Here is a 21,185-nt window from a genome sequence, read left to right as displayed (position 1 = left end):
CTGAACTTTCAGATACAACGTTACTCATTTATTATAAAGTACATGATTTATTAATTCTAATATATAATTACTATATACTTATAGCCCGCATCTATAATTGAGTGGAGGAGTGGTTAGTATGGATTTAAAGCAGTTAAGTTATTTTGTTTCAGTCGTGGATCATATGAGTTTTTCTAAAGCGGCAGAGAAGTTGCATATTTCTCAACCATCATTAAGCAACGCCATAAAAAACTTGGAACGAGACTTGGGGTTTCAAATTATTGAACGCAATACAAGGAATAGTAGATTGACAGAAGCGGGAGAGGTTTTATACGGCAGAGCGATTCATCTCTTATCAGAAATGGCGATTGTAAAAAAGGAAATGGAAGAAGTAAAGCTTATTGGTAAAGGTGAACTCCAAATCGGTATGATTGAATCGGTGAAGTATTGGATTCCAAAAGTGATTTCTCTATACAATAAAAAATTTCCCGAAATGCACATTCGATTGATGGAGGTGTTAGGCGGTGACGATGTGAAGAATTCGTTGAGGAAATATGAAACGCATGCCATTATCACGAACCAGCAAATTAAAGAAGTGGATATAGAAACGGTCCCTTTGTATAAGGAAAAACTTGTGTTAGTCCTTCACGAAAACCACCCGATGGCTACAAGGGAATCAATTATGCTGAAAGATTTGGAACAGGAGCCGTTCATCATTAGCACCGAAGGGTTTCAGACGAGGGAAGACATATTGCGTGCTTTTGAATTGGAAGATACTGTCCCTACGATTAAATATGAAATTGAGCGTTTCGAAACAGCATTAAGTTTAGTCGGTGAAAATTTAGGTATTGCGCTTATTCCAAAAAATTACTTACAGGGGCCTTATAATCTTTCGATTGTAAGTAAGATCATCGATTCTCGGGCACTTGAAAGAACCGTGTATTTGACGTACATGAAAAACAGGTATGTTTCTCCAGCTATACAGGCGTTCATAATGGAAGTAGAGGGTTTTTTCGAATACAAAGTTTCTGATTAATTCGTTGCAAATCAGTCTGACTGTTATGATTAAGTAAGGAGTAAAACGTTTTTTTGTAACCGAAAGGGGAGAATTAAATGATTGGACGAAACGACCCATGTTCTTGTGGAAGTGGTAAAAAATATAAGAAATGTTGTGGAACGGAAGGGACAGATCTTGTCGATATGATTGTCAACGAAGAGCTTGATCGTGTGCTCGTCGGTTATTTTAATGACTATCCGAAAGATACCGACCGCCAGGAAATGATGCAGATGATGCGGGAGTGGGTAAACCGCCTTACAGGTAGCTGGGAAAAGGAACATATTGAAGAGGCGGCAAGTGAGTTTTATTTATTCATCCACAATAAAAAGATTTGGCATACATATTTAGCACAGCAGCTTGAACAGATGAAACGTGATTCAGTTATTTCAGTATTACAAAAGTGGGACGAACCGTTTATGCTCCTTGCAGAAATTACCGAAGTTGAGTCAGGCAGACTAAAAGTACGGGAGCTGTTTGGTGAGCGAGATTATTTTGTGACGCGCAATGAGGGAATGCCTGCAGATTTGGGGACGTTACTATTTGGTGTAGTCCTCCACGATCCGCGAAAAGGGGACTTCGGGGTTGCACCTGTTTCTTCAATGATATTCTTGGCAAAGTGGAGCAAGCAGACGAAAAAGTCGCTCGTTGAATTAAGAGATGCGGTATCGGACAAGTCGACTGAGCAATTTCTAGATGATCACACGCTCGATATTTACGAGTTGTTCATCAAAAGGAGCATGGCTTCCATGAACGAGCTTGTTGAAGAAGTATTGGTACCCACACAATTGAGTGCGCTGACCGCACTTGACATCACACTTCGTGAACTGAATCAAAGTGCGGATGGACGTGAAATCATGCACAAACTGGCCGTCGCTTACTTTCTGAATGAGAATAAAGATGTTCCGATAGAAGGTGATTTTCTTGCTGCTGCAGTGAAAACGGGTATTCAACTTGGAGTGCTACAGGATACAGGGCTTATAGAAGATGACATTTTACGGAAGTACAGTGCATCAAAAGAAGGAATGCACTTGTATGAAATGGAACTTGCCTCCCTTTATGCAGACATGATGGATAGCGGGGATGAACCGGTGGCGGCACGACTTTACGATATTGGAACAGATCCTCGGCCGACAGAAAAAGCACTTTGGGAAACATCGATGACGACGGGCGGGGTTATTCAGCCTGAACGCAAGCCTGGCATTGCAGAAGGTCGTGCGCAACTTCTTGCATATGAGGCGTATCGCGCGGAATCTGAACAAGCACGTCGGAAACTTGCGAAGAGTGCAATGGAAATCGGACCAAATAATCCGGATGTCATCTTACTTCAAGCGGAAGTTGAACAGGATGCTGAGAAAGCGGCTAAATTGTATGAAAAAGCAATCCAGTCTGCAAGCAGGACATTTGAACCGGGGGAGAACCCTTGGCAAAACATACCGAATCGGCCATTCATGCGCTCGGCATTTGCGTATGGTGTTCACTTGTTCAGTCGCGAAGAGTATGGAGAGGCGGCGGAAATGTTCACGGATCTATTGAAGATGAACCGTACGGACAACCTTGGAGCCAGATATGAAGCGGTGGCTTCGCTCATTCACGCCGAACGGTTCACAGAAGCGGCGGAAATCATGGTGCGCTATGAAAAAGGTTCCGAGCATGATGCGGCTTATCTTTATCTTGACTGGAAGCTTGAACACATAGCATCCGAAGGGAAATCGTTAGATGCAGAAGAAATGTTGAATGCTGCAACGAAATTGAATGGCCATGTTAGACATTTGATGACATTCAAAGCGAAAACGATTCCGTACCCGAGATTTAAAGCGATTGAACCGGGTAGTGAAGATGAAGCCAGGTATATATGGCTGTTGTTGAATGGTGTGAAGTAAACATAAGTTTTGCTTCATTAAGTGAGATTTAATACTAAAAGGGTTATATCGTCGGTCGAAAAATAGATCGATAATATAACCCTTTTTTAGTTTGGAGAGTTTTGGATGTAGACGATTGATAATCCAACTTTATGTCTACGAATTAGTTATTTACCGCCAAGCATATTGAACAAGCCGCCTGCAATGCTGCCTTCGTCACGTGATCCTCCACCAGGTGTTTGCGGTGCAGCTGCAAAGACACGGCTTGCGAGTCTAGAGAATGGGAGTGATTGAATCCAAACAGTTCCAGGTCCCTTCAGTGTTGCGAAAAAGAGTCCTTCGCCGCCGAATAATGCTGTTTTTACGCCTTTTACCATTTCAATGTTGTAATTAACGTTGTGTGTCATTGCCACGAGGCATCCCGTGTCTACACGTAATATTTCGCCCGGTCGCAGCCTTTTTTCGATAATCGTACCTCCAGCGTGGATGAACGTCATACCATCACCTTCGAGTTTTTGCATGATGAACCCTTCACCACCGAAAAAGCCGGTGCCGAGTTTCCGTTGAAATTCAATTCCGACGGACACGCCTTTTGCGGCAGCAAGAAAGGCATCTTTCTGGCAGATAATTTTGCCATTATGCTCACTTAAATCCATCGGAATTATTTTTCCAGGGTAAGGGGACGCGAAAGAGACATGCTTTTTGCCTGCCCCCGTATTCGTGAATGTTGTCATGAATAAACTTTCTCCAGTCAACATTCGTTTTCCAGCGCCCATCAGTTTGCCCATAATTCCGCCGCCTGAAGAGCTGGAACCATCACCGAAGATTGTTTCCATGGCGATCCCGTCTTCCATCATCATTAGAGCCCCTGCTTCTGCCACTACCGTCTCTTTAGGATCAAGCTCGACTTCTACAAACTGCATGTCGTCGCCATGTATTTTATAATCAATTTCGTGATTGTTCATCTTGTTTCATTCCTCCCACAAAATAAGTTTTTTACTACTCAATTATACGAAATAGAGTGGGAAAAGTTTCAAGAAATAAAGGAGGGAAAGTTGAATTACTTTACCGTGTCCATATAGCGCCAAACTTTGTAAGCAAGCTCGTGAGCTTCAGGTTCATGGGAAAAACCTTTGAAAGCTTCTCGGAACGAGCGGACGACAGATTCCAGCACGAATACCCGCGGAGACTCGGCGCGTAGTTCATCCAAAAGAAATTGCACATATTGTTTGCCGGCAGGAAGCGTATCATCTCCAAGAAATTCCAAAAATCCCGTGAGACGTTCGAGTAATTGCTCCTTTGTTTCTGTTTGTTCTACTTCATCCCCGCTTAACTTGAAAAATACATCTTCAGTGAAGAAAGCGTCTTTTGTGCTGATCATACCTAGGATGATGGAATCGATTCTTCGGAGTAAGAATCTCACAAGTTTTGAAGTGTCCATTTCCTCTTTCGAAACAGCTGACCATACATGAAGTATTTGTTGCATCATTCCGAACAGCATCACTGCACAATCGGCTGCATAAGGCACAGCAGCTTTGCCGTATACATCCACCAGTCTTCTTGTTAACCAAGAAAATTCAGCTAAAAGCATGTTCTTGATGTAAGTTCTTAGGTCGCTATCACCAGAATGGAAAACTGCCTCAAAAATTGGCATCAAGTTTTGTTCGCGATTCACGTGCATACGAATTAAAATCTGCTCTACCAGAACGTTCTTATCTGATAAATCTTGTCCAATAAGCAATTCACGTCTTCTTACAGTTGCTTCATCACGTGCGTGTACAAGTATCGCGATGAGGCACTCATTTTTGGATGAAAAATAATTGTAGAATGTCCCTTTTGATATACAAGATTCATCTAAAATATCTTGGACAGACGTGGTGGAAAATCCTTTATCTATAAAAAGTCGCTGCGCTGTTAATAAAACCTGGCGTTTTCGATCATTCATACTAATCACCTTTATCCTAAAGTTAGTTGTCGAACCTATTCGGCTTATCTGACGGGTGTTAATAAACTTATATATGTCGAGTTTCCCTGGAAGTGAATTCAGGTTTATACTATCAGTACATTTATTATGGTATATCCAAAAGGTTGATATATCAACGGAAAAAGTTTTTATTGTGTGAAAGCGTTTTCTAAGGTTGCAAGTTTTGGACTATCGGTATAATATGTTTAACATGATGTACACGGGGTACAAATTTTATACGTTACGTATTAAATAGGAGGAAGTAATAATGGATATAAAAAAAATGCACGAAAAACCGCCTTACGGCATGATAGCAATTTTATTTATAGGTGCTTTTGTCGCTCTACTAAATAATACATTGTTGAACGTTGCATTGCCGACAATTATGGTTGAGTTCGATGTGAAACCGTCTGTTGTCCAATGGCTAACGACAGGATATATGCTTATCAATGGTATTTTAATACCAGCAAGTGCGTTCTTCATTCAGAAGTTCACAAATAGAAGGTTGTTCTTAACAGCAATGGTGCTGTTTACTCTAGGGACGATTTTAGCGATGATTGCACCATCATTTGGTGTACTCGTTGCTGCTCGAATGATTCAAGCGTGTGGATCTGCAATGATGATGCCGCTTCTTATGAACGTTATGCTTACGGCATTTCCGATTGAGCGCCGGGGAACGGCAATGGGGATTTTTGGGCTAGTAATGATTACAGCGCCAGCAATTGGTCCAACTCTGTCGGGATGGGTAATTGAACATTATACATGGCGTACACTTTTTGGTATCGTTTTGCCGTTTTCAATTCTGACACTTGTTTATGCGTTCTTTAAATTGCGCAACATTACACCGAACCGTGACATGAAATTAGATGTATTTTCACTTATTTTGTCAAGTATCGGTTTCGGCGGTCTTCTTTACGGCTTTAGTTCAGCGGGTGATAAGGGATGGGATTCACCGCTTGTCTATGGAACAATCGTTATTGGTGCAATCGCACTTATCGCGTTCATTGTGCGTCAACTACGTATGGATGACCCGATGTTGGATTTCAAGATTTACAAACATCCGATGTTTGCTTTATCATCGGCCATCTCGATTGTACTATCGGTTGCAATGTTTTCGGGCATGATTCTTACGCCGCTCTATGTCCAAACCATACGGGGCATTTCACCGTTCCATTCAGGTTTGCTGATGTTACCAGGGGCAATTGTGATGGGGCTTATGTCGCCGGTTACAGGCCGTTTATTCGATAAGTACGGCGCAAGAATTTTGGCGGTTATTGGTCTTACCATCACTGTCATTTCAACATTCTATTTAAGCAGACTAGGTATGGAGTCCGGTTATTATTACATTATGTGGATTTATACGATTCGGATGTTAGGGATTTCAATGGTAATGATGCCGGTTATGACAAACGGATTGAATCAATTGCCAATGATCTCGAATCCACATGGTACGGCTATGAACAACACGTTACAGCAAGTGTCCGGTGCTATCGGATCCGCAATTCTGTTAACGATTATGACAAAACGGATGGAATCGACAGGTGCAGGACTATTTGCGGAAGTCCAAGCATCTGGCAATGCTCCATCGACCGCTGAGGGGCTAGCGAAGTTAAAGGAACAACTTGAAGCACAAGCAATGTTGGACGGAATTAGTTTCTCATTTTTCATATCGACAATCGTTGCAATTGTAGCCTTGGCTCTATCGTTCTTCATGAAACGTGTAGCACTACCAACTAATGAAAAATCATTTACTAATTTAGAGGAAAGTAAAAAATAAGCGATGGATTAAAGAGTGCTCCGCATGGGTATATATATATACCACTGCGGAGTTTTTTTGTTTCTGTTACTATTGAATGTGAGGTAAATATTATTAACGTATAATTGTTAGGACGTGGGAAAATGGTTGGACGAAACGATCCGTGTCCATGTGGGAGCGGAAAGAAATATAAAAAGTGTTGTGCGGAGAAAAATGAATCACCTTTAGAGACGCTTATTGATGAGGAACTTGAGCGTATCATCTTTGGTGCATATGAACAGGCTACAAGCCCAGCTGATATATCAGAGTTCGAAAGCCATAGAAGACACTGGAAAAGTAAACTTGAAAAACTGATGGGACCGGATGATGTTGAGGAGGCTGTTAGTGAATATTTCTTATTCGTTGCACGCCGTGATTTGTGGAAGCGTCACCTCCTAAGAGTGTTGAATAGCCCGATAAGAGAGACAGTTCGATCCGTTCTGGAATTATGGAAAGAGCCTGTTGTACTGTTTGCTAAGGTGAAAGAAGTGAAGGAAGGATATGTTATTGTCCAAGAAATACTTGGCGAGGGCATATTCAATCTTGAAAAGAAAGAAGGAATGCTACTGGAAGAGCATTCATTCATATTCGGCATTGTTTTACCCGATAATCGGGACCAGAACAATGATATCTATGTAATTTCTTCGCTTATGTTCATTAATGATTGGAATGGTGCACTCGAAAAACAGATAGTTGAACTTGCGGAGTCAAGCGGATTCGATAAGAGTCTTGCGTTCTATAAAGAGCATATGACGGATGTCTACGAAATTTTGCTTGCCAGGGATTCACGAACAGTAGATGAACTCATAGAGCATGATTTTACACCGGTTCAGCAGGAAGTAATCGAGAGTCTGGATGAAGTACTTGAGTTAAGAAATACGCCTAAAGAAGCGCGTGAATTACTGAGAAATATTGTCGTAACGTACTTTTTGAAAGAGCGCCCCAATTTCCGTAAACCTGGCGTTATTGCCGCTGCCGTATTTTTTGTAGCAGTTGATTTAGGAATTATGGAGGATGAAGAATTGACGAACGCTGAAATTGCGAAATTGTTCGTTGTATCGACAAGTTCGATGATGAAACATGCAGATAACATCCGTGAATTTGTCATTGAAATGTACGAACGGAGCCGTCAGCAAGAAAAAGAATAATCCGTGGTATTAGCAATAGTGCAGAAATGGATATACACCAAATGGGTATTACATAACCTGAAACCAAAATAACGTACAAATTAAATATTTTTTCATTATGAAAACTCCGCATGGGATCGATATATCCGGTGCGGAGTTTTTCTGCATTTTGTCACATGTGTTGATCACCCAAAACAACCAGTAAATAACTAAATCCAACACTAGGCGCTTCGTGTACAATTACTTTTGGATTGCTTTGGATTGAACGACCTCTATACGATTACCGAGATGTCTTGATGTGTAGGAATGCGACTTCATCGCATTCCTACACATTTTTTCGGTAATCGTATGGTGCTTATTCATCCGTCGCTCTCCAAATGGATACGTAAACAAAGTGCTAAAACTTTTCGGGACGAAAGAATAGCGACGCTTCTTATCTGGATAATAGCCGCCAAAGATACAATTTTGGCGGCTGATGTTTTCTCCATAGTCTTGTCTTTTTTAGTTAAGGAAGAGTCACTTTCTTATAGTCCATCGCATGATAATATGCAGACTCTATACTAAAAGTAAGCAAGGAACACATTATACAAAGTGCTAGAGTGTCCGAAATTGTATCTTCGGGCACTTACAACCTTTATAAAAAGTCATCTATTCTTTTTTGGAAAATAGCTGTATTTTTCACTTGAACGTTGTAGGAATGCGACAGGCAACTATTCGCAACAGGATGATCGAAACAAGTATGGCTAGGAATGACGTAGTCATTTCTAGCCATACTTGCCACTCGGTAAAGATGTCATGAATAGTTCGCCGAAAGCAGACCGGAAATGATTGAGTGAAAATAGAGTTTTTCAAGCCTTTCTTACCTGCTCTTTATGCAAGAAAATGGTTAATCAACGGACGTGGTATTTTGTATATGAACTTTAAACAGGGATGAAGGTGAAGAGAAATTATCTCACGTTCGGTGTGGTGCTGACAGAGAGAAAAATTCGAGGAAATGGGGTTCATAGTATGAATAATAATCTCACCCCTCGAATAGCTTGGTTATTGGGGGTTTTTCATAGCTTATAGTGTTTAAGTAGGAGGGAAGTAAAATTATAGTTGTCGGAAGATTAAAGGAATTTCGTAGGAAATGTCGAAATTAGTTAAATAGATGTGAGCGCTTTCAAAATGCTGTGTTATAGAAAGGGGAATGTTGCAATGCAACTGAACAATTATATCGGAGGTACATGGCAGGAGGCAGGGGGAGCAGATTATACTGCAGTCTTGAATCCAGCAAATGGTAAGGAGTTGGCACAAGTAAGATTATCGACTAAAGAAGATGTGAGTCTTGCAGTAAAGTCGGCGAAAGAGGCTCAGAAAAAATGGGCACTCGTTCCCGCACCGAAACGTGCAGACTTTTTATATGAAATTGGACGACTTATGAAAGAAAAGAAAGAACACTTATCGCAAGTGTTGACGAAAGAAATGGGGAAGGTCATCGAAGAGGCGCGCGGTGAAGTGCAGGAAGGCATTGATATGGCGTTCTACATGGCTGGTGAGGGACGCCGCATGTTCGGGGAAACAGTACCTTCAGAGCTTCAAGACAAGTTCGCAATGAGTGTCCGTGCACCAATCGGTGTTGTCGGACTTATTACACCTTGGAACTTTCCGGTGGCAATTGCGACATGGAAATCGTTCCCAGCAATTGTCGCGGGCAATACTTTTATTTGGAAACCGGCGACGGAAACACCTATGATGGCGTTTGAAATGGCGCTTATATTTGAAGAAGCAGGACTCCCAGCAGGCGTTGCGAATATCGTTTTCGGGTCGGGAGCAGAAGTTGGGACGGCAATGATTGAACACCCTGATGTTCGCGTTATTTCATTCACAGGGTCGACTGAAACGGGTCGTCATGTTGCGGAAACAGGTGGACGTCATTTGAAAAAAGTATCACTTGAAATGGGTGGTAAAAATGCGGTCATCGTTATGGATGATGCGGATATCGAACTGGCAGTAGAAGGGATTCTTTGGAGTGCATTCGGAACAGCGGGTCAGCGTTGTACGGCATGTAGCCGTGTCATCGTGCATACAGATGTAAAGGAAGAACTCGAGCAAAAACTCGTGGAAGCGATGAAAGTGTTATCGATTGGCGATGGAATGGACGAATCAGTAAAAATTGGCCCAGTAATCAATCAAAAAGCGCTTGATAAAATTCATGGCTACGTCGGAATTGGTAAGGATGAAGGTGCGAAACTTCTTGCAGGTGGACATATATTAACAGATGGAAAGCTTGCAGATGGTCATTATTACGAACCAACTTTATTCACAGATGTGAAATGGGATAGCCGCCTTGCGCAAGAAGAGATTTTCGGACCTGTTGTTTCGCTGATTGAAGTTTCAAGTCTAGATGAAGCCATTGAGGTTAATAACAGTGTGAAATTTGGACTTTCAAGTTCGATTTTCTCACGCGATGTCAATAAAGTATTCCGAGCACAACGTGATCTAGATACAGGTATTGTCTACGTGAATGCGGGAACGACGGGTGCCGAAATCCATCTGCCATTCGGCGGAACAAAGGGGACGGGCAACGGACACCGCGATTCTGGCGTTGCTGCACTTGATGTCTTCACTGAATGGAAGAGTATTTATATAGACTTCAGCGGGAAATTGCAACGGGCGCAGATTGACACGGATTAATACCTAACGTAAGGGGATGGGGAAATGAAGGTTGTCATACTTGGAGCAGGTTTAATGGGGAAAGAGGCGGCACGCGATCTAGTGAAGGGTGATGATGTCGAAAAAGTTTATTTAGCGGATCTGAACGTCAAGCAAGCGGAAGACTTTGCGGAGGAACTCATGTCCGACAAGCTTGATATCCTATTACTGGATGCGAAAAACGATAAGCAATTAAGCGAAGTGATGGCACTAGGAAATGTGGTTATCAATGCGCTATTCTATACGTTTAATGAAAAAGTTGCCCGAATCGCAGTAGATATCGGTGTTCATTCCATTGATCTTGGCGGTCATATCGGTGGCGCTACGGATGCGGTGCTCGGTCTGGCGGATCAGGCGATTGCGAAAGGCGTGACAATCATTCCGGATCTAGGGGTAGCTCCTGGAATGATTAATATTCTTACTGGTTACGGGGCGGGAAAACTCGAAAAGGTTAATTCCATCAAACTATATGTTGGAGGAATTCCGATAAAGCCGGAGCCGCCACTTAATTATAATGTCGTCTTTTCACTGGAAGGCGTGTTTGATCATTACACTGACCCTTCCCACGTTATTCGAAACGGGCAACTGTTGGAAGTTCCATCATTGTCCGAAATCGAAACAATCCATTTTGATAAATACGGCGAGCTTGAAGCATTTCATACATCAGGCGGCACGTCGACTCTAACGAAGTCGTTCCCTGACGTGGAGACACTAGAATACAAAACGATTCGTTACAAAGGGCACGCGGAGAAGTTCCAGCTGCTTGTCGATCTAGGTTTGTTATCTCGGGACAACGAAGTGACTGTTGACGGTCAAAAAGTGAAGGTACGCGACGTCATGAGAGAACATCTGTCGCCGCAACTTCGCCTCGGTAATAAATCAGATGCAGTGTTGCTACGCGTTATTGTGAGCGGTGAAAAAAGTGCTATGCCAGTAACATACGAATATGACCTTATTACGGAGAAAGACACTGCAGTAAACGAGACTGCGATGGCTCGTGCGACGGCAAATACGATTTCCATCGTGGCACAAATGATTGGCAATGGCACTATTTCGAAACGTGGAGTCCATCCGCCAGAGAATATCGTACCCGGTGAATTGTATATTGAAGAGATGAAAAAGCGCGGTGTCGTTATCGAAGAAAGTATCGAGTCGAACAATGTTCCATGTTGAAAACGTATAGTTTCTAATCTGATTAACGGCATAGTGTTTATGAAAGGAGATGAAGAGGTGGACTTTGGATTTACGGAAGAACAGAAAATGCTGAGGAAAACGGTGCGTCAGTTTGTCGACGCAGAAATTATGCCCCATATCCAGAAATGGGATGCACAAGGTGGATTCGATCAGTCGATTTGGAAGAAGCTTGCGGATCTTGGCTTCATGGGCGTGTGTATACCCGAACAATATGGTGGCAGTGGAATGGATTATAATTCGCTCGCAATACTGTGTGAAGAATTGGAGCGTGGAGATACGGCGTTCCGGACAGCGGTATCGGTCCATATTGGCTTGAACTCGATGAGTATACTGCAGTGGGGCGATGAAGAACAGAAGCAGAAATACCTTGTGCCACAAGCGAAGGGTGAAAAAATAGGTGCATTCGGGTTGACAGAACCAGGTGCAGGTTCCGACGTTGCGGCAATGGCAACAACTGCCGTGCGTGACGGAGATGACTATGTATTAAACGGTCAAAAAACATGGATTTCCCTTTGTGATGTTGCGGATCATTTCCTCGTTTTCGCCTATACGGATAAAGCGAAAAAACACCATGGTATTAGCGCGTTCATCGTCGAACGAACGACACCAGGTTTTTCATCGAAAGCGATCAAAGGGAAATACGGTATTCGTGCAGGCAATACAGGCGAACTATTTTTCGAAGATATGCGTATCCCGGCTGCGAATTTATTAGGTGAAGAAGGCGATGGATTTAAAATTGCCATGGCGTCACTTGATAATGGTCGTTTCACTGTCGCTGCGGGAGCGGTTGGCTTAATAATGGGTTGCCTCGAAGAAAGCGTGAAATATTGTCATGCACGGGAAACGTTCGGTAAGGAAATTGGCAGACACCAACTGGTCCAACAAATGATTGCTAACATGGAAGCGGGCTATCAGATGAGTCGACTTCTTGTCTATCGAGCAGGTGACATGAAAAATAACGGCTTGCGCAATACGCGCGAGACGTCGCTGGCGAAATGGCAGGCATGCGATTTTGCCAATAAAGCAGCAGATGATGCATTCCAGATTCATGGGGCTTATGGTTATTCGGATGAATACCCTGTCGCCAGGTTCCTGCGAAACTCAAAGGCGCCTGTTATCTATGAAGGAACGCGTGAGATCCATACGGTTATGCAGGCAGAATATGTGCTTGGGTATCGTGAAGATAAGAAATTGAGTAATCGCCTACCTGAATGGCCGTTTGAGTGAAATTACAGTCCTGAAGGGGAAGACCTCTCAGGATTTTTTCTTGGTACAATGACAGTCGAAGATTAAGTTTCGATAATAAGTAATAGGCATTGTTACGAAAGGGGAGATATAGATGGGGAAATATACGATTAATGAATTCATTAAACAAACAAAGCAGGATGAGCGGGAAAGTGAATACTTTGAATTGGAAACACCGCGAATTCTGGAAGTGAATTTAACCGACTTTGTCTGGGCAAAGATGGGCTCCATGATCTCATATGCGGGTCAGATTAAATTCGAGCGGGAAAAGGTGCTTGAGCATGGTGTAGGCATGATGTTTAAAAAAGCGCTCACGGGTGAAGGTACTTCACTGATGAAAGCAACAGGGAATGGTCGGCTTTACTTAGCGGATCAAGGGAAGAAGATAACCATTTTCGATTTGAATAATGAATCGATTACGGTGAACGGCAATGATCTTCTTGCGTTTGAGCCAACTATTGAATGGGATATTAAGCTTATGAAGAAAGTGGCAGGCATGATGTCTGGTGGACTGTTCAACGTAACATTGAAAGGGAAGGGGAAGGTTGCGATTACTACCCATTTCGAGCCGCTAACGCTACTTGTCCATCCTGGAGAACCCGTCGTTACAGATCCTAATGCAACGGTCGCCTGGTCTGGCCATTTAACACCGGAGTTCCGAACAGATATTAGTATTAAGACCTTCTTTGGTCGCGGTAGTGGAGAATCGATTCAAATGGAGTTTAGCGGTGAAGGTTTCGTTATCATTCAACCGTTTGAAGAAGTTTATATGGCTGGGAATGGATCCTCGTGACCAACAAGCTTGTGCTGTTGAATTCAAAGATATGGAATGCCACGTCTGTTGATTAACCAACCAGTAAATGAAATGAGCACATACTGGGTGCTACGTGCATAGTTGCAATTGGATTTCTTGGATTGAACGACTACTCTACCATTATCTATCGAGATGTCTGGATGTGTAGGGATGCGACAAAGTCGCATCCCTACACATCCTTTCGGTAATCGTATGGTGGTCCTTCAGCCGTCGCGCTCCAAATTCATAAGTACACGTATGAGGGCACTGAAAAAGTACGATTACCTTCAATCCCGTTGATTTCCGTTCCGAGCGGACACTTACACACTATATAGAATGTCATAAATTCTTTTCTTCCAAAATAACTGCATTCTCCCCTTGAGCACACTAGTACCCCTCAGTAAATCTGTCATGAATAGTTAGTCGAAAGCGGGCCGAAAATAGTCCAGTGGAAATGGAGGTTATCAAGCCCTTCTCGCCAGTATTTTATGCGAATAAATGGTTAATTAAATTACCTATTTTACAACCTTATTTACACTAGTTACATGGTTTGTGATAAAATACTCCTTAAAAACAATTTCCCACAAACAAGGAGTGTTTCCCATTGAAGATTGAACCTTCGTTAAAAATGTCCATTTTTGCACCTGCCATTTTCGGCGATTTAAAAGTAGCAGCCGAAGCGAAAAAAGCAACGGGAGCTGAAGTCTTTGATTTAAGTCTTGGGAGTCCGGATCTTCCTCCTGACGAAAAAGTGAGACGTGTGTTATCAGAACAAAGCGCTCTGGCGAATACATATGGCTATACACTTGGCGGCACAAAACGTTTTAACGAAGCCGTCGCGAATTATTATGAACGACGTTCCGGTGTTACGCTCAATCCTGAAACGGAAATCATTCAAACAATGGGTTCTCAAGAAGGACTTGTCCATCTGCCACTCGCTTTTTGCAATGAAGGGGACTTTGTGTTGACAACGAATCCTGCTTACGTAGCTTATGAGGCTGGCATTAAGCTTGCTGGCGCTGTTCCATATGAGATGCCGTTACGTGCAGAAAACGGGTTTCTACCTAATTTGGATGAAATTCCTGAAGACGTTGCACAAAAAGCTAAATTGCTGATTTTGAATCTACCAGGAAACCCTGTTCCTGCTATGCCGAATTGTGCATTTTTCGAGAAAGTAGTAGCTTTCGCCAAGAAATACAATATTATTGTGCTTCATGACGCTGCTTATTCTGAATACTATTTTACAGGCGGTTCTCCAATTAGTTTTCTATCGACTCCCGGTGCAATGGAGGTCGGAATGGAGATTAATTCATTATCTAAAAGCTTTAGCCTTGCCGGTGCACGTATCGCCTATATCGTTGGTAATGCTGAGATAGTACATATTTTAAGACAACTCAAATCGAATTTGGATTATGGAACGTTCGGTCCGATTCAGGAAGCGGCTGTCATGGCACTCGATAATGCGGAAGAGATTACGGATCGCCTGCGGGCAGAATTTTCTGCGCGCCATAAGGTATTAATGAAAGGCATGGAGGAGATTGGTTGGTCTGCTACTCCTTCAAACGGTGGGATGTTTGTCTGGGCAAAGTATCCGTTCGAGATGGACGACAAGGAATTTGTATTTAAAGTGATTGACCAATGCGGCGTCGTCATGGTTCCTGGTAGCATCTTCGGCTCTGAAGGCGCTGGATTCGTTCGGTTGGCGCTTGTTCAGAAAGTGGCTGTGCTGCAGAAAGCGGTTGATCGATTACGGAATTTAAGTATTTAAGCGGTGTAAGGTTAGCGTGGGACGGAGATTTCTGTCCCTGCTAACCTTTTTATGCGGAGTTTTTTTAAAGTACGGGTCAATCTTATAAAGTGTATTTATAGATTGAATTGGGTTAAGATTTTACTATATACGATAATCAAGCAATCCTAATACTCTGCACACATTATATGAATAGTGAACGCTCGGATTTGGTTCCTGTTAATATAGTTTAAGTAGTCAAGTGAATCTTGTGCAACTTTTCTCGCGTATTCAACGTTATGATGATCCGATTTTATGGGTTCTATTGTAATGATATCACGGGAATAATCCGTCCCGAGAACTTGAATGGTCTTCCCGGTAATCCAATTTGCAAACCGGGGTATCTTACCAAGTTCCTTTGGATAGATGCGTTCAAAATAAGTTGTTGGATTTATATATTTCGAGTGACAAAACGGAGTTTGTTGATATTGAGTTTACATACATCTACTAAAATGAACTTATTAAAAGATTCAACGGAATGGAGTTAAAAACTATGGACAAGAAAAAAGTCGGCTTGAAGCCGTTTTTCTCTCTGATTTTATCAACAGGAATCCCGAAGCTAGCTTTGGCTGTCGGCTTGACGGCAGGTGTGTTGACAACACTTGCAGGTTTGGTTGTTCCTTTACTAACGAAAAACCTAGTGGATGGCTTTTCAGTTGCATCGTTAAGCGTCCCGATAATGATTGCTATCGGGGTAGCATTTATTGTTCAAGCAGTAATTGATGGGGTATCCATTTATTTGCTGAGTTATGTAGGACAAAAAGTAGTTGCGAGATTACGTGAAAGAATGTGGACAAAACTACTTCGTTTGCCTGTCAGTCATTTTGACAAGGAATCTAGCGGTGAAACGGTGAGCCGTGTCGTCAATGATACGGGAATCGTGAAAGAATTGATTACGCAACATTTCCCGCAATTCATTACGGGTATCATTTCGATTATAGGTGCGGTGACTATCCTGCTTATTATGGATTGGAAAATGACACTTATCATGTTGATTTCGGTTCCAATTACAGTGGGAATTATGATTCCATTAGGCACCAAAATGGCGAAGATTTCGCGTGGATTACAAGATGAAACAGCTATATTCACAGGCAATATTCAACAGACACTTGGCGAAATCCGTTTGATGAAGGCTTCTAATGCTGAACAGAACGAAGAGGCGAGTGGAAAAGCTGGAATCGGGAAATTACTCGGTTTTGGCTTGAAAGAAGCTCGAATCACTGCTCTGATTGCTCCCTTTATGTATCTAGTTGTTATGGTGGTCATTGTCATGATTATCGGATATGGCGGTATGCGTGTTGCGAACGGTACAATGTCGACAGGTGCACTTGTTGCATTCCTATTGTATCTGTTCCAAATTATTTTTCCGATTACATCATTTGCGATGTTCTTCACGCAATTGCAGAAAGCGAAAGGCGCAACAGAGCGTATTATCGACATTTTGGAATTGCCATTGGAAGAAGGGCAAGATGGCTTGGTGATGGATATTGCGAACAAACCAATTCAAGTTGTGGACGTATCGTTTGCCTATGAAGACGACGAGCCAGTGATTGGAAATGTGTCCTTTGAGGCCCAGCCTGGTGAAATGATTGCATTCGCCGGACCGAGTGGTGGAGGGAAAACGACAATGTTCGGATTACTTGAGCGTTTTTACGAACCGACATCCGGTGATATTCAAATTGGCGGAGTGCCGATAAAAGAGTTGTCGATGGCGTCATGGCGTAGTCAAATCGGTTACGTTTCACAAGAGAGTGCCATGATGGCAGGGACAATTCGTGAAAACTTATGTTACGGTTTAGAAAATGGGGCAAACATTTCGGATCAAAGGCTTTGGGAAGTCGCTGAAATGGCGTATGCCGACGAATTTGTTAAAACATTTTCGAAAGGATTGGATACAGAAGTCGGCGAACGAGGTGTGAAACTTTCTGGAGGGCAAAGGCAACGTATCGCCATCGCTCGTGCTTTTTTACGGGATCCAAAGATCTTGATGATGGACGAAGCAACTGCGAGCCTGGATAGCCAATCGGAAGGCGTCGTTCAAGATGCACTGACGCGATTGATGGAAGGGCGTACAACATTCGTCATTGCCCACAGGTTATCAACTATTGTCGATGCAGATAAAATCATTTTCATCGAAAATGGGCAAGTGACGGGCAGTGGAACTCATAAAGAATTGATACAATCACATGCGTTGTATCGTGAATTTGCTGAACAACAATTGGCGTAAGAGAGAAAATAGGGAAGAGCTGTTCGATTTGCTTTATATTGTACATGAAAAACAGAGGTCGTCTGGAACTAGACACTGCACCTAGTTGAAAACGTATACTTATCTTTTAAAAAAGGTGTTGCCCACAAGTCGGAAATTTAGCGACTCATAGGGCAACACCTTTTTGTATGTTAACGAGGTTTACTCCTCTTTTTTTCCGACTATCCCATAAAAGAAAAGCGTTATAAGATCTTCAGTCATCGGGAGTACAGTTAAGGAGACATCTTTTTGCTGTAAATAGTCTTTAAACATTTGCATATAAACTAAAATTGCTTCATTCGACATGTTTTGATCAATAAACCCTTGCTCTTTTCCCTCGTCAAACAAAGCAATCATGCGAGGAATTGCTTCTCTTGTATATATTTCTTCAACATAACTTTTTCCGGTTGAATAATCATTCATAAAGTATTGGAAAAATTGGCTGTTAAATTGATTTGCATAGTCACTTTTGCTGAAAGTAATTTGCTTTATTTTATCCAAAAAAGGAAGATCACTATTTAATTGCTTTTTTTGTTCTTCCCATATTTGGTCTACATAGAATTTGAGAACGAGCTGGGTTAAATTTTCTTTACTTTCAAAGTATTTATAAATCGTAACCTGAGATACATTCGCTTTCGCAGCGATTTCAGCAATCGAAACTTTTTGGACACCAGCATCCATAAATAATGTCAATGCGGCTTGTAGAATCGCATTTTCTTTTTGTTCTCTACGTCGTTGAAATCCATCCACCTCTTTCACCTCATTGCTAGTTTAGCGGAAGATATGTAATAAAACAATATAAATAGTGCATAAACTATTGCTAAGGAGTTTGTTTTCTTATATTATGAACTATAAAGACTATAATATTTCAAAACTAATACGTTTTTTATGAATGGGGGATTAACAATGACTGTATTAAAAACGACCAATTTAACGAAAAAGTTCGGTGGTTTTACAGCTTTAGATGGAATAGACCTTGAATTGAACAAAGGAGAAGTTTTTGGTTTCATCGGTCCGAATGGTGCTGGAAAGTCTACCACTATCCGCGTATTACTCGGAATTTTAAAGGCAACAGAGGGAACTGTTGAGATTTTTGGTAAAGATGCGTGGGAAGACGCAGTTGAAATACATAAGCGTATTGCTTATGTGCCTGGAGATGTGAATCTGTGGCCAAATTTAACCGGTGGTGAGGTAATTGATTTATTCGTGAAATTGCGAGGGGCAAATCATGAAAGTCGGCGTGAGGAACTCATTCGCAAATTCGATTTAGATCCAACTAAAAAATGTAGAACGTATTCAAAAGGAAACCGGCAAAAGGTGGCGTTGATTGCTGCCTTCTCGTCAGAAGCAGATCTTTATATATTGGATGAACCGACGTCAGGCCTTGATCCGTTAATGGAACAAGTTTTCCAACAGTGTGTGATGGATGTGAAAAGAGCAGGGAAGAGTGTCCTACTTTCCAGTCATATTTTATCTGAAGTAGAAAAGTTGTGTGACAGGGTCGGTATTATTAGGCAAGGGAAGATTATCGAAACAGGAACTTTACGTGAATTACGACATTTAACCCGTACAAATCTTTTGGTAGAGACAAAACAACCGATTACGTTGTTACAAGAAATAACAGGTGTCTATGATATTAAAGAGAAAAATCAAGCACTGTCATTCCAAGTAGAAACTGAAGCATTGGCCACTGTTATGAAACATATTAGTCAATTCGGTATTGTGAAATTGGAAAGTGCACCACCAACTTTAGAGGATTTATTTATGGGGTACTATGAAGGAAACTCTGAGGGAACTGAAGAAACGGGAGTGGGAGGTGCGTCTTAATGGCGAAGCATTTGTACAAAAACACTGGAACTTTATCTCGTTTAATCATAAGAAGAGATCGTATCCGACTTCCGATTTGGTTGCTATCTTTAGCGATTCTTACATTTTCTATCGCCCTCTCATTTACAGATCTTTACGCGACGGAGCAAGACAGACAGGCAATTGCTGAAACGATGAAGAACCCTGCCATGACTGCGATGGTCGGTAAAGGATATGGCTTAGAAAATTACACGTCAGGTGCTATGATGGCTCACCAAATGTTGCTCTTCACAGCTGTGGCAGTTGCAATTATGAGTATTTTACTTGTTGTACGTCATACAAGAGCGGATGAAGAGGACGGACGTATTGAAATGATCCGTTCGCTTCCTACTGGACGATTATCAAATTTACATGCAACCATTCTTGTTATATGCGGAGTGAATGTCATCATGGCGCTCATTATCGGTATTGGTTTGTCCGTTCTGAATATAGAAGGTATGGGTATGGAAGGTTCGCTCTTATATGGAGCGGCTTTAGCGGCAACAGGTATTTTTTTCACAGCGCTAACTGCAGTGTTTGCACAGATTTCGGAAAGTTCTCGAGGCACGACCGGATTATCCTTTACAGCGTTGGGTATTGCTTATTTCATCCGTGCAATAGGGGATGTAGGCAATGAGGGACTTTCTTGGTTTTCGCCGTTTGGTTGGGTATTGGGTGCGCAAGTATATGTGAATAATTACTGGTGGCCAATTTTACTGACGATTGGTGCCGCACTTATCTTGGTCATTGTCGCACTCTATCTGAATGCTATCCGTGATCTAGGATCGGGATTTTTATCCTCCAAACCTGGGAAAAAACATGCATCAGCCTTTTTACAAAGCCCGCTTGGGTTGACGGTAAGGCTTCAGCGTACATCGTTAATAGCCTGGGCAATTGGAATGTACGTGCTAGGCGCCTCTTATGGCTCGGTTTTAGGGGACTTGGATTCCTTCTTTGAAGATATCGACATAATGAAGGATCTTATAGCACCTGTTGAAGGGCTTTCATTAACAGAACAATTCATCCCAATGCTTATGTCCATTATGGCGATGATCTGCACAATTCCGGCTCTAATGGCCATGCTCAAGTTGATAGGGGAAGAGAGGAAGGAGCGTACGGAGCATTTACTAAGTCGGGCGGTATCCCGTTCGCGGCTGATGGGCAGCACGTTTAGCGTTGCCATTGCCGTCAGCTTTGTAATGTTGTCTCTTACAGCAATCGGTCTTTGGTCAGCAGGTGTAGTCGTTATAGACGGGGGTATCTCTTTTGGAATGATTTACGGGGCGGCAATGGTTTATCTCCCTGCGATATGGATTATGATTGGGTTTGCGGTACTTCTCATTGGGATTGCACCGAGAGTGACGAGTTTAACTTGGGTATACTTGCTCTATTCATTCATTGTTGTTTACTTAGGTGGGTTGCTTAAATTTCCGGAATGGATGGGTAATCTATCTCCATATGGTCATATTCCTCAACTTCCTGTTGAAGGTATGAATTTTATGATGTTCTTCATACTGACAGTTTTTGCGGGTGTGTTAGTGATTGTCGGCTTTATCGGGTATTCGAAACGGGATATTGAAGGCTGAGCTATATTTGTACTCTG

16 protein-coding genes are annotated in these 21,185 nt (G+C 42.2%); 12 read left to right on the top strand and 4 right to left on the bottom strand.

Annotated features, from left to right (window positions below; all coding sequences use genetic code 11):
- Positions 1-118: 118 nt before the first annotated feature.
- Positions 119-1,015 (top strand): LysR family transcriptional regulator, encoded by an 897-nt coding sequence (locus H7992_RS22275; protein ID WP_187046072.1) that lies wholly within the window; start codon positions 119-121, stop codon positions 1,013-1,015.
- 77 nt (positions 1,016-1,092) lie between these two features.
- Entirely contained in the window at positions 1,093-2,916 is a 1,824-nt protein-coding gene (locus H7992_RS22270; RefSeq protein WP_187046071.1) for an SEC-C metal-binding domain-containing protein, read from the top strand.
- 146 nt (positions 2,917-3,062) lie between these two features.
- On the opposite strand, the gene H7992_RS22265 is transcribed toward H7992_RS22270, so the two are convergent.
- On the bottom strand, positions 3,063-3,860 hold the full coding sequence (locus H7992_RS22265; RefSeq protein ID WP_187046070.1) for a TIGR00266 family protein: 798 nt from the start codon (positions 3,858-3,860) through the stop codon (positions 3,063-3,065).
- Between the two features lie 95 nt (positions 3,861-3,955).
- A complete protein-coding gene (locus H7992_RS22260; protein ID WP_187046069.1) occupies positions 3,956-4,840 on the bottom strand; it encodes a TetR/AcrR family transcriptional regulator in 885 nt (294 codons plus the stop codon).
- 286 nt (positions 4,841-5,126) lie between these two features.
- On the opposite strand from H7992_RS22260, the gene H7992_RS22255 reads away from it, so the two are divergent.
- On the top strand, positions 5,127-6,635 hold the full coding sequence (locus tag H7992_RS22255; protein ID WP_067213394.1) for a DHA2 family efflux MFS transporter permease subunit: 1,509 nt from the start codon (positions 5,127-5,129) through the stop codon (positions 6,633-6,635).
- Between the two features lie 122 nt (positions 6,636-6,757).
- The gene (locus H7992_RS22250; RefSeq protein ID WP_067213392.1) at positions 6,758-7,801 is read left to right on the top strand and encodes a YecA family protein; all 1,044 of its coding nucleotides are present in this window, start codon (positions 6,758-6,760) and stop codon (positions 7,799-7,801) included.
- Between the two features lie 219 nt (positions 7,802-8,020).
- On the opposite strand, the gene H7992_RS24925 is transcribed toward H7992_RS22250, so the two are convergent.
- Positions 8,021-8,143: a hypothetical protein gene (locus H7992_RS24925; RefSeq protein WP_255428521.1), complete on the bottom strand. Its 123-nt coding sequence runs from the start codon at positions 8,141-8,143 to the stop codon at positions 8,021-8,023.
- Positions 8,144-8,977: 834 nt separating this feature from the next.
- Here H7992_RS24925 and H7992_RS22245 point away from each other — a divergent pair.
- The 6 genes from H7992_RS22245 (at position 8,978) to H7992_RS22220 (ending at position 17,719) form a co-directional block, all read left to right on the top strand.
- The gene (locus tag H7992_RS22245) at positions 8,978-10,456 is read left to right on the top strand and encodes an aldehyde dehydrogenase family protein (protein WP_187046068.1); all 1,479 of its coding nucleotides are present in this window, start codon (positions 8,978-8,980) and stop codon (positions 10,454-10,456) included.
- 24 nt (positions 10,457-10,480) lie between these two features.
- Positions 10,481-11,647, top strand: coding sequence for a saccharopine dehydrogenase family protein (locus H7992_RS22240; protein WP_187046067.1), 1,167 nt, complete (start codon positions 10,481-10,483; stop codon positions 11,645-11,647).
- Positions 11,648-11,704: 57 nt separating this feature from the next.
- Entirely contained in the window at positions 11,705-12,895 is a 1,191-nt protein-coding gene (locus H7992_RS22235) for an acyl-CoA dehydrogenase family protein (protein ID WP_187046066.1), read from the top strand.
- A gap of 112 nt (positions 12,896-13,007) precedes the next feature.
- The gene (locus tag H7992_RS22230) at positions 13,008-13,706 is read left to right on the top strand and encodes an AIM24 family protein (RefSeq protein WP_187046065.1); all 699 of its coding nucleotides are present in this window, start codon (positions 13,008-13,010) and stop codon (positions 13,704-13,706) included.
- Between the two features lie 604 nt (positions 13,707-14,310).
- Positions 14,311-15,474 carry an aminotransferase class I/II-fold pyridoxal phosphate-dependent enzyme gene (locus H7992_RS22225; RefSeq protein WP_187046064.1) on the top strand — a complete coding sequence of 388 codons (1,164 nt, stop codon included), beginning with the start codon at positions 14,311-14,313 and terminating at the stop codon, positions 15,472-15,474.
- 511 nt (positions 15,475-15,985) lie between these two features.
- The gene (locus tag H7992_RS22220; RefSeq protein ID WP_187046063.1) at positions 15,986-17,719 is read left to right on the top strand and encodes an ABC transporter ATP-binding protein; all 1,734 of its coding nucleotides are present in this window, start codon (positions 15,986-15,988) and stop codon (positions 17,717-17,719) included.
- A 180-nt stretch (positions 17,720-17,899) separates the two neighbouring features.
- On the opposite strand, the gene H7992_RS22215 is transcribed toward H7992_RS22220, so the two are convergent.
- Entirely contained in the window at positions 17,900-18,487 is a 588-nt protein-coding gene (locus H7992_RS22215; RefSeq protein WP_067213374.1) for a TetR/AcrR family transcriptional regulator, read from the bottom strand.
- Positions 18,488-18,643: 156 nt separating this feature from the next.
- Here H7992_RS22215 and H7992_RS22210 point away from each other — a divergent pair, with 156 nt between their 5' ends.
- Both H7992_RS22210 and H7992_RS22205 read left to right on the top strand, forming a co-directional pair.
- A complete protein-coding gene (locus H7992_RS22210) occupies positions 18,644-19,564 on the top strand; it encodes an ABC transporter ATP-binding protein (RefSeq protein ID WP_187046062.1) in 921 nt (306 codons plus the stop codon).
- Positions 19,564-21,168, top strand: coding sequence for an ABC transporter permease (locus H7992_RS22205; protein WP_187046061.1), 1,605 nt, complete (start codon positions 19,564-19,566; stop codon positions 21,166-21,168). The genes H7992_RS22210 and H7992_RS22205 overlap by 1 nt, the downstream gene beginning before the upstream one ends.
- The last annotated feature ends 17 nt before the right edge of the window (positions 21,169-21,185 follow it).

This window comes from Sporosarcina sp. resist (assembly GCF_014302295.1).
GTDB lineage: Bacteria > Bacillota > Bacilli > Bacillales_A > Planococcaceae > Sporosarcina > Sporosarcina psychrophila.
This window is presented reverse-complemented; position numbering and strand designations above follow the sequence as displayed.

Bases quoted from the DNA above. Each gene is read 5' to 3' on its own strand.
- H7992_RS24925 (WP_255428521.1), bottom strand. From the start codon at position 8,143: ATGAATAAGCACCATACGATTACCGAAAAAATGTGTAGGAATGCGATG.
- H7992_RS22205 (WP_187046061.1), top strand. From the start codon at position 19,564: ATGGCGAAGCATTTGTACAAAAACACTGGAACTTTATCTCGTTTAATC.
- H7992_RS22255 (WP_067213394.1), top strand. From the start codon at position 5,127: ATGGATATAAAAAAAATGCACGAAAAACCGCCTTACGGCATGATAGCA.
- H7992_RS22250 (WP_067213392.1), top strand. From the start codon at position 6,758: ATGGTTGGACGAAACGATCCGTGTCCATGTGGGAGCGGAAAGAAATAT.
- H7992_RS22270 (WP_187046071.1), top strand. From the start codon at position 1,093: ATGATTGGACGAAACGACCCATGTTCTTGTGGAAGTGGTAAAAAATAT.
- H7992_RS22245 (WP_187046068.1), top strand. From the start codon at position 8,978: ATGCAACTGAACAATTATATCGGAGGTACATGGCAGGAGGCAGGGGGA.
- H7992_RS22210 (WP_187046062.1), top strand. From the start codon at position 18,644: ATGACTGTATTAAAAACGACCAATTTAACGAAAAAGTTCGGTGGTTTT.
- H7992_RS22240 (WP_187046067.1), top strand. From the start codon at position 10,481: ATGAAGGTTGTCATACTTGGAGCAGGTTTAATGGGGAAAGAGGCGGCA.
- H7992_RS22275 (WP_187046072.1), top strand. From the start codon at position 119: ATGGATTTAAAGCAGTTAAGTTATTTTGTTTCAGTCGTGGATCATATG.
- H7992_RS22265 (WP_187046070.1), bottom strand. From the start codon at position 3,860: ATGAACAATCACGAAATTGATTATAAAATACATGGCGACGACATGCAG.
- H7992_RS22260 (WP_187046069.1), bottom strand. From the start codon at position 4,840: ATGAATGATCGAAAACGCCAGGTTTTATTAACAGCGCAGCGACTTTTT.
- H7992_RS22230 (WP_187046065.1), top strand. From the start codon at position 13,008: ATGGGGAAATATACGATTAATGAATTCATTAAACAAACAAAGCAGGAT.
- H7992_RS22220 (WP_187046063.1), top strand. From the start codon at position 15,986: ATGGACAAGAAAAAAGTCGGCTTGAAGCCGTTTTTCTCTCTGATTTTA.